The sequence below is a fragment of the Flavobacterium sp. AK-345 genome (genome assembly GCF_058310175.1).
Window position 1 is genome coordinate 117,266 of sequence record NZ_JBZEER010000011.1, and the last position, 15,469, is coordinate 132,734.

Here is a 15,469-nt window from a genome sequence, read left to right on the forward strand (position 1 = left end):
AACTTAGCACCTTAGCACCTATCTATGAAACCTATAATACTCCAAATCCTGATTTTTTATGTTGTTTATAGAGTCAAGAATTGAGTTCATTGCAATAACGCTAAAAGTGATTCCGTTACCGCCAAAACCTAATACATAATGTTCATTTTTGTCTGGATTTGGTTTTCCGAAGTACGGTAAGCCATCTTTGGTTTCGCCAAAAGTTCCTGCCCAGGAATAATCTAATTTGAATTTGACTTTTGGGAATTTTCTTTGGAATTTCTTTAAAAGATAAATTTCTTTTTTGGGTAATAATTTGTCTCTTTTTTTCGCATCTCTAAAATCTTCATCGCCACCGCCCATAATAATTCGGTTATCCGGGGTTGCTCTAAAATAAACGTATGGCGTAGACGTATCCCACAAAATGGCATTTTTAAATACTTTTGGTAATTCAGGAATGCTTTCGGATGTGATTACATAGGTGCTTTTTAAATCGACCACTTTTTCAGTAAGTGTTTCGGTACTTTCGTAACCGGTACAATTTACAATATGATCTGCTGTTATCGTACATTTATCTTCAGTATGTGCAACGAGTTTTCCCTTTTGATTTTGGGTAGAAGTAATGTTGGTACGATCGTAAATCTTCAGTCCTTTATTTTCGCAATAAACGAGTAAATCCTGCGCCAGTCTATACGGATCCATCACCGCGGCAGTTTTAGATTCTATTGCTGCAATGGCATTTAATCCCATTTTTTCAAGATCCCATCTTTCAAGCCAGGTAACATCAAAGCCATGCTCTTTTCGGCATTTGAATTCGGCTTTTAAAAACGGAAGATCTTTTTTAAGAGAACAAAAATAAATGCTTTTTTTAAACTCAAATCCGCATTCGCTTTTTATGGCATCACATATTATTCGCAAATCAAAAATTGCTTTTTTTCCGTTTATATAGCTGTTAACGGCACAATCAACTCCTCTTAGTTTTATAAGATCATGAAGAGATACATCAATTTCATATTGAAGTAATGCGGTACTGGCGGCAGTGCTTCCGTTACACATATCACGACGGTCAATAATTGTTACCTTTTTTCCTTCGTTAATAAGTTTATATGCCATTAATGCACCGGTAATTCCACCGCCAATAATTAGTATTTCAGTAGTAATATCTGAGTCTAACGACGGATAGCTTGTATCCATTGCATGCTTTAACGGCCAGTAAGTTTCTGATGAGCGTAACTTCATTTTATTTGGTTTTGGTACGTATTTTTATTCTGTTTTTATCCTTGCGTTCGTGTTGATCATGTGCTTCGTCAATAGAATGCGATGTTTTGATACTTACTTCGTTTTTAGCAAGCTCGCTTAGTCTGTGATAATATTTTTGAATAATAATCATTTCTTCTTCGGTCATACTTTCAATATCGACCAGACTATTGCTTGAATATTTATTGGAAGCTACCAATTCGTTTAATTTCAATTGAATGGCAAGTGAATCCTTATTCTGCGCTTTCTGAATTAAAAAAACCATTAAAAAAGTGATAATTGTGGTTCCTGTATTAATAACCAATTGCCAGGTTTCAGAATAATTGAAAATAGGGCCACAAACAGCCCAAACTATCACAATTAAAAAAGCACTTAAAAAAGCGGTTGTGCTTCCTGCAGCTTTTGAAACATGCGAAGCAAATTTTTCGAATGCGCTATTTTGTTTTTTCTTTTCCATTTGATTCTATTTTTTTCGTTTTTTACTGACTTTTTCTTCCTTAATCACTTTGTTATTTTTCTCATCATAAACGGCGTCATCAATTTTTTGACCTGTTTTGCTAAAAATTTTAATTTTAGGATCTTCGTGTGTTCCCGTAATTACAATTGGAAATCCAACAATACCAAACGGCGGAAGTCCCAATCGCATTCTTAAATCCAGTAATCCGTCAAAACTTGTGGTACCTTTTATAGTAGGCTTAAAACTGGCAACGCTAAATGTAAATGGCTCAATATGAATTAAATTATTATCTATAGATGATTTAATTTCGATACCTTTCATATCCGGATTATTCAGGCCGTCTTGTCCGGTTTTAGAACTTATTCCGTCAAATAATTTCAATCCCTTTACTTTTACATCGCGAAGATTTAAAGTTCCGCCACCTTCAAGTGATTCGTAAATTGGTCCCATATTTCCGTTCAAATCTCCTTTTATATTATAATCAACGCCAATAATTCCCTGTGCTTTTTCGGCAGCAGAAACCATATCATGAAACATTGGAATCTCTTTATAAGCTCTTTGCACACTAAAATCCTTAGCAGTAAAATGAGCATCAAAATGCGCCGAAGTTGGCGATTCATCTTTATAAGTAGCGTTGATTCCCAAAATACAATCGATGATATTAAAATTGGTGTTTTCGAGATAAAAACCTGCTTTTGTAATGCCAATTTTTCCGGTTAGTTTATTTAAAACAAGTCCGTTATATTCAACTTTGTTTACGTTTGCCGTTAAACCAACATTTAGGTTTTTCGGTACAATAACAACACCGCTCATTTTTGGATGATCTTCTTTGGCGTATTGTACTTCAGTATTTCGATCTGTATTTTCGCCTTTTTCGAGCGCCATAAATTCATCAACATTAATCAGTTTTGATTTTAAGTTGAAATTACCGCTCAAGGTTCCGTGCGATTCCAGAAAGTAATTGATTGTATTTAGCAGATATCCATTGATCGCAAAATCTGATTTTCCATAAAAAGCATCAAATTTTTCAAACCACATTTTCTCGTTCTGAAAACGGAAATTTCCCTGTTTGATATAAAATGCTTTAGGAAAAAGTTCAGAAGTTGCCTTAATATTTTTCAGAATAATGGTTCCCCGATTATCCAGTTTGCTGTATTGTCCGGTTGTGGCGTAGCTTTGTTTTCCTTTTAAAGAAAGATCGGCTTTTGCCCAGCCTGTAATGTCGACACCTTTTTGAGAAAACACTTTGTAGATTCTGCCCACATTCAATTCGCCTTTAATTTTAGCATTGTAAGCCAAATCATTAAAGTCAGAAAGCGTTGCGTTTACATACATCGGATTTCCTTCAAAAACAAAAGATGCCGGCGCAACAGCCACAATCAAATCCTCAAATGTTCCGGCTTTATTGAGCACATTGGCAATAAAAGTAATATCGGTAATTGGGTTAGGGTAGGAGTCTGTTTTTAGAGAACCGTTTCGCAATGAAATCCCTCCAATTGTTTTAGGGAATAATTTTTTTGAAGTACTAAAAACACCTTTCGCCTGAATATTGGTTTTTAAAATTCCTTTTAAATCAATTGTACTCAAGCCCAAAGCAGCGTCAACAGTAGCCAGATCGAGTGCGCCTTTTACGCTTGCGTCGACCGTCATTTCGTTAAATCCTTTGCTATGCAGATAAGCGGTAAAATAATCTTTTTCGCCAACCTTAAATTTTAAAGTTCTTAAGTTGATTAATAATTTTTCGACATCAAGAGAAGGTAAAACGGTATTTAGATCCATCTGAAAATCAGTCAATGGAGCGGGTGCATTTTGGTAATTAATCGCGCCTTCGTTGATTTTTAAATTGAAAGCTAAATCTGGTTTTTGATTTTTTGAAACATTATAATTTCCTCTAAAAGATAAAAGCAAATCACTTTTTCCGGAAATTTCAGTTTCATCCAGCCAGGTTAAGTATTCTGGCGGCATTACAGAAAATAAATCTTTTACGGTTGTATTTTTTGAAGCTGCCTTAATATTTATTTTGTATCCGTCTCGTAAAATCGTAAATAAACCAGTAAATGTTAGAGGTAATTTGTTGATTCTTAATTCGTTTTTTTGAAGAATAAACGAAAGCGCATGTGTGTTAATTCTGGTAATTAAATCGGCACGTAATTCTTTCTTTCTCAGATAAGCAGTTCTGTTATAATAAAAATCGATGTTGTCAATTTTGGCATCGGTATTTAAATCAAAAATATCTTCGCTCAAATTTCCTTTTCCGACATAATTAAAACCTTTTGCATCGATCAGAATCTTTGCCGATCGATCGTTGTATTTTACGTGACAATCTTCAAGATCAATACGTTCTAAACGAATTGCTGTTCCTTCTTCGGGATTATCGGCTTTGTTTTTGTCTTCATCCGGAGCTTTATAAATATTGTAATTGGCTTGTCCTTTTTGGTTTACCATTACGTTTATTAGGGCGTTGGAAACGTATAATTTATTGATTTTTACTTCGTTGTCAAAAATCAGCCTTTTTAAGTTGATGCCAAAAGCAACCTGTTCTGCTTTTATCAAAGTATCGTTTCCAAACGGCGCAGAACCTGTAAGGGACAAATCATCAAGCGAAACGGTTAACGACGGAAAATGCGTAAAAAATGAAAGTCTCGATTTTGAGAACTCCATTTTTGTATCCAGTCTTTCATTGGCAATTTTCTTTACTTCAGAGGCTACTTTGCCGGGAAACAATAGCGGAATGAGAAATAACAACAGCAAAATTGATGCTATTGTTATTCCTGTTACTTTGAGTGCTTTTAAGGCAATATTTTTGAAAGGCGAATTCATAGGCGTGTATTAAATTACTTTTTGGCTTTGTCTGCAGCTTCTTTTTTTTCAGCTTCTGCTTTTTTGGCGTCTTCTTCTTTTTGTTTTTCTTCTTTTTCTTTTTGCTCTTTCGCTTTTTCTTCTTTTTCCTTTTGTGCTTTTTCAGCCTTTTCTTTTTGCTCTTCTTTCTTCTCTTTCAGTTCTTCCTGCTTTTTTTCTTTTTCTTTTTCTTTTTCTTTTTCTTTTTTCTTGAAGTAGCCTTTTAGTAAAAAGTTGCTTTTTGCAGCTTCCATATTTTCGCTGAAACCTTTTGTACCAGATTCAAGATTTGAAAGGGTATTCGAAACGCTGTTTGCCATTTTATCATCACGAACTAATCTCGCCAAAGCACCGTTTCCATTATTCATACTATGACTAAAAATGGCTAACTCTTCAGTAATTATACCGGCATTATCAACGCTTTTTTTAACGCTTTTCATGATATCGTTCATTTCGATTCCGTTGACAGAAGCTATGGCTCCGCCGTTTTCGACTACTTTAGTCGATTTAACGCCAGGAGAAATCGTTAATACTTTGTCTCCCATTAACCCATCAGATCCTATACTGGCGCGGGCATCTGTTTTAATAAATTCGCGAACTTCATCTTTGATAACCATACTTACCACTACCGAAGAATCATTTATTAATCTGATTTCTTCAACCGTTCCGATATTTATTCCTGAAAAACGAACATTGTTACCCACTTCTAAACCGCTTACGGTTTTAAATTGTGAAGTGATGTTGAATGTTGAACCAAACAGGTTTTTTTGTTTCCCGATAAAGTAAATTGCTATTATAAAAAGCAACAAACCAATTGTTACAAACATTCCTAATTTCCAAGTATATCCAGATTGCTTATCCATGATTTCTATTTTTGTTTTTTAGTTTTATTGAAAAAAAGAGCGTACCCATTCGTCTTCGCTTTTTTCTAGTTCTTCGTATGTTCCTTCGGCATGAATTACACCATCTTTTAAAACCATAATTCGGTCTGCAGTAAGTTTGGCACAGGCCATATCGTGTGTAATAATGATAGAAGTTGTTTTGCGTTTATGTTTTATGTCGAGAATCAACTCGCTGATTTCTCTTGATGTTATCGTATCTAAACCTGTTGTTGGTTCATCATATAAAATAATTTCGGGTTTTAGGATTAAAGTTCTGGCTAAGCCAATTCTCTTCTGCATTCCGCCGGATAATTCAGATGGCATTTTATCAATAGCCTCACTTAATCCTACGCTGTCTAGTGCTTCAATAACTTGACTTTCAATTTCTTCAGCGCTTAAATCTCTTTTGTGTTTTCTTAGCGTAAAGGCTAAATTTTCTCTAACCGACATTGAATCGTATAAAGCACCGCTTTGAAATAAAAATCCAATTCTGACCCTGATCTCATTGAGTTCACTTTTTTTAAGATGTAATACATTTTCATCAAAAACCTTGATTTCGCCTTTATCAGGCTCAATTAAACCAACGATGCATTTTATAGTAACCGATTTTCCGGAACCGGAACGGCCTAAAATCACCAAATCTTCACCTTTGTTTACGGTAAGATTCACGCCTTGCAAAACTTTATTGTTTTTGCCAAAGGTTTTGTGTAAATCCTTGATTTCGATGATCGCTTTCTTATCTTTAGCTTTCTGTTCTTTTTCTATATGTTTTTCTTCCTTGATCATCTTTAAAAAAATAAATCGGTTATTTGCACGGCTATCATATCTATAATAAAAATGGTCAAAGATGCCGTTACAACAGCAGAGTTTGCGGCTCTACCAACACTTTCGGTTCCGTTTGCGGCGTTGAATCCTTTATAACATCCAATCATTCCAATAAAAAATCCGAAGAAAAAAGTCTTTATCGTTGCCGGAATCAAATCCAGAAATTCCAGAGACTGAATAATTTGTGTGAGGTATCTGCGAAAATTGACATCACCATGAATATTTACGCCCACGTAACCACCCATAATTCCTATTGCATCTGCAAAAAAAACTAATATCGGAACCATTAATGTACAGGCTAAAATGCGCGTTACAACCAAATAATTATAAGGATTAATAGCAGAAACTTCCATTGCATCAATTTGTTCTGTTACTTTCATAGAGCCTAATTCGGCACCAATTCCTGACGAAATTTTTCCTGCACAAATCAGGGCTGTAATAACAGGTGCAATTTCTCTTATTAGCGAAAGCGCCACCATACCCGGCAACCAGGATTCGGCACCAAATTTTACCAAAGTTGGTCGCGATTGCATGGTAAGCACAAGTCCCATAATGAAACCTGTTATGGCTACAAGCGGCAATGATTTATATCCGATGATATAACATTGTTTTAAAAATTGTCTGGTTTCGTAAGGAGGTATAAATACTTCCTTAAAAAACTGCTTTGCAAACAACGTTGCATTTCCTACTTCTTCGAATGTATTTTTTAAAGTGAGTATCAAAATAAGTTGTTTTTAGTTGGTGAGATTAGATTGAAAATCAATATTTTAACATATTGTATTTTCCTTTCTTATTTAATATTAAAGTTATCTTAATTGTTAACGAAAAATATTACAGAACTTTTTTTCAAGTTTATATAATTTACATCGTAAGCAATAACTTTAAAAGATTTACGTTGCATGGGAGTAGATTTTAAGGGGGATTTTATGCGAACTAATTATTTTACCGCAAAGCACGCAAAGATTTTTGTCTGGTCATATGTTTAGAAAACATAAAGTTCGCAAAGCTTTGTATTGATTTAGCTTTGCGAACTTTTCTCTTTTTATAAAAACCTCAATAGTTAAAAAAACTTTGCGTGCTTTGCGGTAAAATTTTACTTTATTCGAAGTCTTCTTAAAAACAAAAAATCCCTTCTTGAAAAAGAAGGGATTTTACGGTAACAATCTGTTACTCAAATATAGTTATGGTATAGTTAAGATATTATGAGTTAATAGCCATATCAGTTTTTGCTTTCATTAACGGAATCACTTTACTTTCTGATAATTTCAGGTTCTCCATTATTAATCTTGCGGTTAAATAACAAACTGTCGATTCTGCACCCTGATTTAGGTTTACATTCTCTTTTTCCAAACCATCATATCCACCGCCGCTAACCGGGTTGTACATAATTTGGTTCAAATGATTTTTACCCAAGAACCAGTTAAAGGCAATTTTCATCAAACGTTTGTATTCTGGAGTTTTAAATGCGCTGTAAAACGAATTTAAAGTCTGAATCATGTAGGAAACATCAATTGGCTGTTCTCCGTATTCTGCTGGTTCTGAGTCTTTATGATACCAGCCATTATTTGAAATTACTTTGAAATTATCCCCTTTATAAGTTTTAGAGATTAAGAAATCTAGCGATTCCAGAGCCACTTTTTTATAAATAGGTTTGTTGGTTACCAAATAAGCATATAGCATTGATTCGGGTAAAATTCCGTTTCCGTATGTTAAATAATTTTCAAACCATTTCCAGTCTTTAGTAGCATGAACTTCATAATTGTATAACAATTTCGCGTTTAGCTTATTGATAATGGCTGCCACATATAAATTAGGAATAGCGCTATGATATAAATACAAACCTTTTGTTGCAAAACCTATAGAACGAGGCGATTGAATAGTTTCGGCCCATTTTAAAGAATTCAATAAACATTTTGAAGCTTTTTTAGCAATTGCTTCAGGCAGAATTTTTCTAATAGAAACAACTGTTCCTAATGCCCAGATTCCGCGTGCGTTAGAATCTTCCAGATTTACTTCGGCATTTTGCTCAATATGTTCGCGATTGTTTTCATCAACATAATTCATGAAATTACCTTTTGGTTTTTGGCAGCGCTCGATAAAATCCAGATAAATTAAAATATATGGCAAATCGGCTTTGTCTTCTGTAAGTTTGTAATGCATACAAAGTGCTACCAAAGCTCTTGCATTATCATCTAAGGTATAACCTGAAGAAAGGTCCGGAACAGAAATTTTGCTGAACTGAATCATTCCAAGTTCTGTTGTCATTTTTTTAACATGTGCTAATTCAATTGGCGGATATGTAAATTTAATTTCTGTCGCATCTTCAATCAGTTTTTTGTATGTATTGATGTGCGCAATTGCTATATTTTCCCAAGAGCAGGCGCGTGTTTTTCTAAAGGCGTTTTTACCCATTTCTTCTCTTAGATTTTCATCAGAAAGTAATTTTATTGCAGCTTCTGCAAATTGTTCTTCATTTCCAATGTCAACCAGAATTCCTGAATCTTCTGTAAGGACTTCTTTTGTATGCGGAATTTTTGATGCGACAATTGGGCAAGCGCAACTCATTGCATAAGAAAAAGTGCCGCTTACTGCCTGATTTGGATCTTTTGATGTAAACAGATAAATATCTGTAGCCTGCAAATAGCTTAAAAGTTCTTCTGTTTCAAGATATTGGTTGATGAAACGAACATTGTCATGCAAGTCTAATTCGTTAACAATAGCTTCTAGTTTTTCACGATATGTATCTACGCCATCAATAATTAAATTAGGGTGTGTTCTGCCAATAATCAGATAAAGTGCATTTGGTGTGTGTTCGACAATTTTGCGCAAAGATCTTAAACCTGTTTCAATATTTTTTCCTTCGCCCAAAAGACCAAAAGTTGATAACACTTTTCTGTCTTCAATTCCAAATTTTGCTTTTGCCGTTTCCGGTGCTTCATAAACAACAACGTGAGTTCCGTGAGAGATAGTTGTAATAAAATCTTGTGGAATGTTGTAATCATTAATCAATATTTCTTCAGACCTTTTGGTCATTACAAATACAGAATTACTATAACTCAAAAGTAATTTTACAAATGTTTTTAATTCGTTGTTCGGGTTAGGAAGTACGGTATGAAACGTAAACGTCACAGGTTTTTTGATCACATTTAAGAAATCTAATAAATGGTCGCCGTAATTTCCGCCAAACAATCCAAATTCATGTTGAATATGAACTAGTTTGACGCTTTCGTCATCATTAATTTCTTCGGCAACTTTTGAGTATTCTTCTCTGTTATTGGTGTTTAAAGTAAAAGCTTGTGTTGGATTTTCTTTTGGTTCCTTAACCAATTCGCAAATTTCACATGCTATAGATTTACCAAAAACATCGGTAATACCTTTTATTGTATCCTGCGTATAAGTAGCAATTCCACATTGTGTTGGTGGAAATGTTGATAAAAAAACGATTTTTGATTTATTAGATATTGCTTTCATGGGGATTACTTTTTAATTCGTTTAATAAGTCATTTAAGTTCACAGAGGCTACCGCAATTTTGTCATCGGCAGCACCATAATATATATAAAGAAGGTCGTCAAAAATGGCTGTTCCCGTTGGAAAAACTACATAATTTACATAACCATGTCTTTCATAGTATTCTGATGGTGTTATCAGAGGTATTTTTAACCTTGATAAAACAATCTGCGGATTATTTATATCCAGCATTGCGGCGCAAGCATGATACACTAATCCTTTTTCTCTTTTTTCGGATGAATGGTAAATAAGCAACCAGCCATCCGGGGTTTCGATAGGAGGAGCACCCGGGCCAATATGACTTGTTTCATGGTCATATTTAGGTTCCATTACGAGATAATCAGGCAGGTTTTTTAAATAATCTTTCCAATAATCTTCGGTTAGGTCTTTCTTCTTTTCAAAACTAAATATTTGTATAGATGGAAATAAGCGGTGTAATCCAACAAATTTTCCATTTATTTTTTTGGGAAATAAAACCACGTTTTTATCCCACACAAATAGATTTTCTTTAATAGTTTCTGTCAAAGGATAATTTCTTTTGACATTAAAAGCAAGTATTTTGGCAATACTTGGATTTTCTAAATGTTTTCTAATCAGGTTTGTAAATTCATTCAAAATGAATTTCGGCGTAATAATTCCTTTCTTTTTAAATTTTTTCAAATCTTTCGAAACCGCTAAAGCTCCGCACGCATTTATTCCGTCATAAGTAACATAGGTGAGGTAATACAAATCATCAATTTTTGTAATCCTCGGATCTTCAACTCCATGAATTTCATAAATGTATTCGGGAACAAAGATTGGTTCAGTATTTCTTTCTGCTAAGGTCATTGGTCCTTCGAATCGACAATATCCTATAGTAGAAAAGTTACCTTTTTTTGCAGCTCTGTAAAACATGTGTACTGAATTTCCGTCTTGAAAAACGGCAGGATTTAAAACTCCTAATTCTTCAAAAGACCTTTCGGTTTTTTCAAGTACAACACCATGTTTTGTAGCCAATTCCATACGTTCTTTTTAAATATTATCTAAAATTAGATCGAAGGCAAGGGTACGATTAATCCAATCGACTAAAAATTTAACTCAAAAGCATTTTCATGGGAATTCTATAAGACTAAAATTGGAATTCTGATACTTTTTTGTAAGTTACTCATTTATTGTGTTTTATATTTGATTGCGCTAATAAATTATTGGATAGAGTTAATAAAGCTTTTATTTAAGAAAGAAATTTGAATAACAAACAGACCCAAAAAGTCACTTTTATTAACTAAAAACAAATCATATGTTACGTTGGACAGTCATTTTTATTATTCTAGCTATAGTAGCCGGAATATTTGGTTTTGGTGGAATTGCCGCTGGAGCAGCTAGTATCGCAAAAGTTTTATTCTTCATATTTATCGTATTATTTATACTTTCATTAATAAGCGGAAGAAGAAAAGTTTAGTGATAAACTGATTAATCATATAAATCAAAAAAAGCGATACTTTGGGGAGTGTCGCTTTTTTTTGTTTGTTATCTTTTGTTTCAGATTTCAAGTGGCATTACGCTGTTAAACCCGACAGGTTTTTAAAATCTGTCGGGTTTGTCGTATGTATCGTTAAGAAAATTGAATATTTATTTAAAAGAATAAAACTTTCGCGCTATAAACGCAATTGGAAATCCGATACAAAATATCAGAATCAAGACCGATAAGATTAAAGGAAAATCTAAATGTTTAGCCGGTAAAACCGGAAATACAATTGGCAGAACAATCAAATTCATTACAATCCAGACAAAAATGCCATACAGAAATCCCGAAACGAGGGCGCTCTTTTTTAAGAAGGTTAAATAGGGATAAATAATAAAATAAAACCAGGCAAAAAGAAAGGCAATTATAAAATGGAAACCCAATCCGTACCAAGCCATTTGTGAGTGATTGTAGGCCTCTTTTTTGAATATTCCGCTGGCAATAGATTGCAGGATTTTTATTGGAGTTGTTTTTTGTAATAGAATTGCGTAGATAAAAATCGCTGCTAAAATATCAAGTGTTCCGGCAATTAATCCTGCTAAAAATATTGTTCCCGCTTTTGATTTCATATAATTATTTTAGAGTTTTGTCGCATAATTAAAAATATCTTGTAACTGCTTCGTATGTCGTTGGACATGAATTAAACCAAAATAAATCCATTCTAAAATGGTGAATTTTCCAAATCCCGGAACTTCAAAATCAAGACATGTAAGCGTTAAATCACAAGTTTCTGAAGCGTTAAGTAAATCAGATTCTATATTAAGCAGGGTTAACGTTAGCGAATTTTTGCTGTAATCCTTAATTTCAGGTTTTATAAAATCGGGTGCATCCATTTTTGTTTTGAAGTCTAAAAAGATGCTTTCAATCTCTTTAATTTTTTCATCAGGTTTTCTGGCCGTTTTTTCCGTTTTTCCGGCAAATAATTCGGGATAACCGGAACAGACAAGAATAATATGCTGTGTTGTTTGTGCGGCAGTCCAACTGCCTTTGTACGGAACGGTATTTAATTCAATTTCAGAAAACTCAGAAAGAATCCCGTTTAATTTTTTGAATGTTTCAACAATATCTTTTTGCACTATTGTTTTCATCTTTTTTAATTTAAATGGTCAATTTATCTACAGATGTGATCCACCAGATGTTTTCAAAAGGATCCGTTACACCACAAGTTCGGCCGTAATTTTGATCGCTTAATTCCATTAAAACTGTTGCACCTTCAGCGATTGCTTTTTTAAAACTTTCATCGGCATTAGGTACATATACAAATAAGTTAGCGTTTTGGACTTTAAAATCTTTGGTTTCGTCTGTCACCATAATAGTGCTGTTGTGCATCGTGATTTCAGCATGCTGAACTGTTCCGTCTTCGCGCAATAATGGTGCTTGTAATTCAGTCGCATTAAAAACGTTTTTTGTAAATTCTATAAATTTTAATGCTCCCTTTACAATTAAATACGGCATTACAACCTGATGATTTTTTGGTATGTTCATTTTTCTGTTATTTAAGATTGCTGATACAACCAAATTTACGATTTTAAATTAAACTTCTGAAAATCAATATTTTGAATTGATTAAGGAAGCGGTTCACAATGATAACCGTAAGAATTTAACAGTTCAATAATGCGGTGATTTGAAATTGATGCAGCATGAACCCGCAAAATTTTATCACAATCTTCGAGATCAAAATTGATGATGCTGTTTGGAAAATGCTCAAGAAGTTTCATCACAATCATTTTTGATTGCTCCATTTCCTGAACATTTGTTTTAAAAACTTCTATCATCGGTTTTTGCATTTATAAAGCGATGTTTTTGTATTGCTCTATTTTATGGTGATAAATATATGAAGTCGCCAAAATCGCTAAAAAGATTAAAGGAAAGAAAGATTGAAAATCAACTCCATCAACCGCAAAATGGCTTATTGAAGCAAATATAAAATCGAAAGCAAAACCTGCATAAGCCCATTCTTTAACACGATTTGAAACTTGCGGAATCACTAATATCAATACGCCGATAATTTTAAAAACGACTAAGGCATTCCCAAAATATTCAGGATATCCAAGGTGCCTGATTCCTTCTTTTGCCATTTCACTTTGAGAAGTCAGTGCTGGCATAACACCTTCAAACAGGAAAATAATAATAGTTGTAATCCAGAAAATCATCTTTGCTTTTTTCATTGGTTAATATTTAAATAGTTATTAGTTAATTACTTAATACAAATCTACCAATGTTATTTTTTATAATGAATAGGTATTTGCGACTATTTTAGGGTCATTTGGGACAGATGTTTGATTTTAGAGTTTAGAGTTTAGAGTTTAGATTTTTAGATTTTTAGATTGGAGGAAAGAAGAAAGAAGCAAGAGAAAAAAAATAGAGAATAGAATAAAGATGATAAAAGAAAGATCAATTTTGAATCTGCTTAAATCTGTATAATCTGCGTGAAACTTTTTTAAGTAAAGTAATCTCAAAGATTGCCAGACTAAGCGTCCCGAAGCCTCGGCACGCTCAGGAAGACATAAATGAGAGTAAAAAAATCCGTGACAATCCGTGTTTTCGCTTGCGAATCCGCGTCATCCGCGTTCAAAAAACTTTGTGTCTTAGTGCCTTAGTGGCAAAACAAAAAAAAACGCTGCAAAACCGAAGTCTTGCAGCGTAATCTCAAATAAATAATTAAAAACGGGTATTATCTCCAGCCTCCGCCTAAAGCGCGATATAACTCAGTATTGGCAGAAAGTTGTTGTCTTTTAATGTCAGCTAATTCTAATTCGCTTTGCAGTAAATTTGCCTGCGCAGAAAGTACTTCAAGATATTCAGCCATTCCGTTTTTGAATAACAGATTCGAATTTTTAATAGCTTGTTGCAATGTTTTTACACGCTCTTGCAGAAAAGTTTCCTGTTGCTCTAATTTTTCAACTCTTACCAAAGCATCAGCAACTTCGCTTACAGCAACTAAAACCGATTGTCTGAAAGTTAAAACTGCTTTTTCTCTTTCCGCGACAGCGATGTTATATTGCGTTCTTACTCTTTTATTGTTGAATAAAGGCTGTGTTAAACCTCCGGCAACAGTTCCGAATAATGAAGCGGGAATGTTAAACCAACTGCTGGTTTCGAAAGAGTTAACTCCGCCCTGAGCAGTAATTTTCAATGCAGGATATAAATCAGCTTTTGTGATTCCAACATTCGCATTGGCAACTTTTAAAGCTAATTCTGCACTTTTTACATCGGGTCTTCTGCTTACTAAACTAGACGGAATTCCGATTGCGTTATTGTTTTTAACTTCAATTGAACTCAAACGAGTAGTTCTTTCTTTTGAATTCGGAAAAGATCCTGTTAAAACACTCAAAGCGTTTTCCTGAATAGCAATGTTTTGTTCCAATAACGGAATCAGTTGTTGCGAACTCAGTTTTTGTGCCTCAGATTGTTGAATTCCTAATGAAGTTACCTGACCAGCATCAAATTTTAATTTGATAATAGTAGTTGTACTATCATTTAATTTTACGTTTTGTTTTGCAATTTCTAATTGTGCGTCCAGCATCAAAAGATTGTAATATCCTTTTGAAACATTGGCTACGATATTAGTCTGCAATGCTTTTCTAACTTCTTCAGATTGAAGATAACCTGCATAAGCGCCTTTTTTCTGATTGCGGATTTTTCCCCAAATATCAGCTTCCCACGAAAGTGAAGCTCCTGCAGAATAATCATCGATGTGTTTTTGACCCAAAGCCTGATTTAAATTCATTCCCGTAAAACTATTGTCAGACGGATTGCTGGTACTTGCATTCACAAATAAATTCACCTGAGGCACATTTCCCCATTTTGATTGTGTGAATCTGTATTGTGCAATTTCGATATTTTTGGTAGCGATTTGCAAATCATTATTTCTTGCCACAGCACTATCAATCAATTGAATAACATCTTTCTCTGTAAAGAAATTTTTCCACTCCACATCGGCAATACTCGTTGTATCTGTTGAAGTTGATGCATTCCTGAAATTTTCAGGAAATGCATCTTTTGGAGTTTCAATATCCTTCGAAACCTTACAGGATATTACTGTGGTGATCAAAATGGCGACCATCACGATTTTGGTTATATACTTTTTCATTTTATATGTTGTCATTAAATTTCTGTACAAGTATCTTTTCTGTTATCCAGATCTTTAGCGATTTTGTACGATATATAGGCGATGCCAATAATGATGGTCACCAGGATTGTCGTTATATAATTTTCCATTC

General features: G+C 33.9%; 15 protein-coding genes. 1 reads left to right on the forward strand and 14 read right to left on the reverse strand.

All coding sequences use genetic code 11. The features are described 5' to 3' along the window. Positions 1-18 precede the first annotated feature (18 nt). The 8 genes from AC4FQ3_RS18200 to AC4FQ3_RS18235 form a co-directional block, all read right to left on the reverse strand. Positions 19-1,218, reverse strand: a complete 1,200-nt coding sequence (locus AC4FQ3_RS18200; protein ID WP_491182788.1) for an NAD(P)/FAD-dependent oxidoreductase — start codon at positions 1,216-1,218, stop codon at positions 19-21. A 1-nt stretch (position 1,219) separates the two neighbouring features. Then, positions 1,220-1,693 carry a low affinity iron permease family protein gene (locus AC4FQ3_RS18205; RefSeq protein WP_491182789.1) on the reverse strand — a complete coding sequence of 158 codons (474 nt, stop codon included), beginning with the start codon at positions 1,691-1,693 and terminating at the stop codon, positions 1,220-1,222. A gap of 6 nt (positions 1,694-1,699) precedes the next feature. After that, entirely contained in the window at positions 1,700-4,513 is a 2,814-nt protein-coding gene (locus AC4FQ3_RS18210; RefSeq protein ID WP_491182790.1) for an AsmA family protein, read from the reverse strand. Positions 4,514-4,527: 14 nt separating this feature from the next. Next, a complete protein-coding gene (locus AC4FQ3_RS18215; protein WP_491182791.1) occupies positions 4,528-5,394 on the reverse strand; it encodes an MlaD family protein in 867 nt (288 codons plus the stop codon). Between the two features lie 24 nt (positions 5,395-5,418). After that, positions 5,419-6,198, reverse strand: a complete 780-nt coding sequence (locus tag AC4FQ3_RS18220) for an ABC transporter ATP-binding protein (RefSeq protein ID WP_491182792.1) — start codon at positions 6,196-6,198, stop codon at positions 5,419-5,421. Between the two features lie 2 nt (positions 6,199-6,200). Then, the gene (locus AC4FQ3_RS18225; RefSeq protein WP_042565422.1) at positions 6,201-6,959 is read right to left on the reverse strand and encodes an MlaE family ABC transporter permease; all 759 of its coding nucleotides are present in this window, start codon (positions 6,957-6,959) and stop codon (positions 6,201-6,203) included. A 478-nt stretch (positions 6,960-7,437) separates the two neighbouring features. Next, positions 7,438-9,708, reverse strand: coding sequence for a glycosyltransferase (locus tag AC4FQ3_RS18230; RefSeq protein ID WP_073398012.1), 2,271 nt, complete (start codon positions 9,706-9,708; stop codon positions 7,438-7,440). Continuing rightward, positions 9,692-10,747 carry a glycoside hydrolase family 130 protein gene (locus AC4FQ3_RS18235; RefSeq protein ID WP_491182793.1) on the reverse strand — a complete coding sequence of 352 codons (1,056 nt, stop codon included), beginning with the start codon at positions 10,745-10,747 and terminating at the stop codon, positions 9,692-9,694. The genes AC4FQ3_RS18230 and AC4FQ3_RS18235 overlap by 17 nt, the downstream gene beginning before the upstream one ends. A gap of 274 nt (positions 10,748-11,021) precedes the next feature. Here AC4FQ3_RS18235 and AC4FQ3_RS18240 point away from each other — a divergent pair, with 274 nt between their 5' ends. Then, positions 11,022-11,183 carry a DUF1328 domain-containing protein gene (locus tag AC4FQ3_RS18240; protein WP_042565425.1) on the forward strand — a complete coding sequence of 54 codons (162 nt, stop codon included), beginning with the start codon at positions 11,022-11,024 and terminating at the stop codon, positions 11,181-11,183. Between the two features lie 170 nt (positions 11,184-11,353). Here AC4FQ3_RS18240 and AC4FQ3_RS18245 read toward each other — a convergent pair whose 3' ends face one another. From AC4FQ3_RS18245 to AC4FQ3_RS18270, 6 genes are all read right to left on the reverse strand, one after another. Beyond that, entirely contained in the window at positions 11,354-11,815 is a 462-nt protein-coding gene (locus tag AC4FQ3_RS18245) for a DUF1440 domain-containing protein (RefSeq protein ID WP_042565426.1), read from the reverse strand. A 9-nt stretch (positions 11,816-11,824) separates the two neighbouring features. Continuing rightward, positions 11,825-12,334: a DinB family protein gene (locus tag AC4FQ3_RS18250; RefSeq protein ID WP_073398015.1), complete on the reverse strand. Its 510-nt coding sequence runs from the start codon at positions 12,332-12,334 to the stop codon at positions 11,825-11,827. A 10-nt stretch (positions 12,335-12,344) separates the two neighbouring features. Beyond that, a complete protein-coding gene (locus tag AC4FQ3_RS18255; protein WP_491182794.1) occupies positions 12,345-12,731 on the reverse strand; it encodes a VOC family protein in 387 nt (128 codons plus the stop codon). 80 nt (positions 12,732-12,811) lie between these two features. Next, entirely contained in the window at positions 12,812-13,033 is a 222-nt protein-coding gene (locus AC4FQ3_RS18260; protein ID WP_491182795.1) for a hypothetical protein, read from the reverse strand. Continuing rightward, complete coding sequence (locus AC4FQ3_RS18265; RefSeq protein WP_042565429.1) at positions 13,034-13,414, reverse strand: DoxX family protein; 381 nt, start codon at positions 13,412-13,414, stop codon at positions 13,034-13,036. Between the two features lie 506 nt (positions 13,415-13,920). Then, positions 13,921-15,339 (reverse strand): TolC family protein, encoded by a 1,419-nt coding sequence (locus tag AC4FQ3_RS18270; RefSeq protein WP_491182796.1) that lies wholly within the window; start codon positions 15,337-15,339, stop codon positions 13,921-13,923. Positions 15,340-15,469 lie beyond the last annotated feature (130 nt).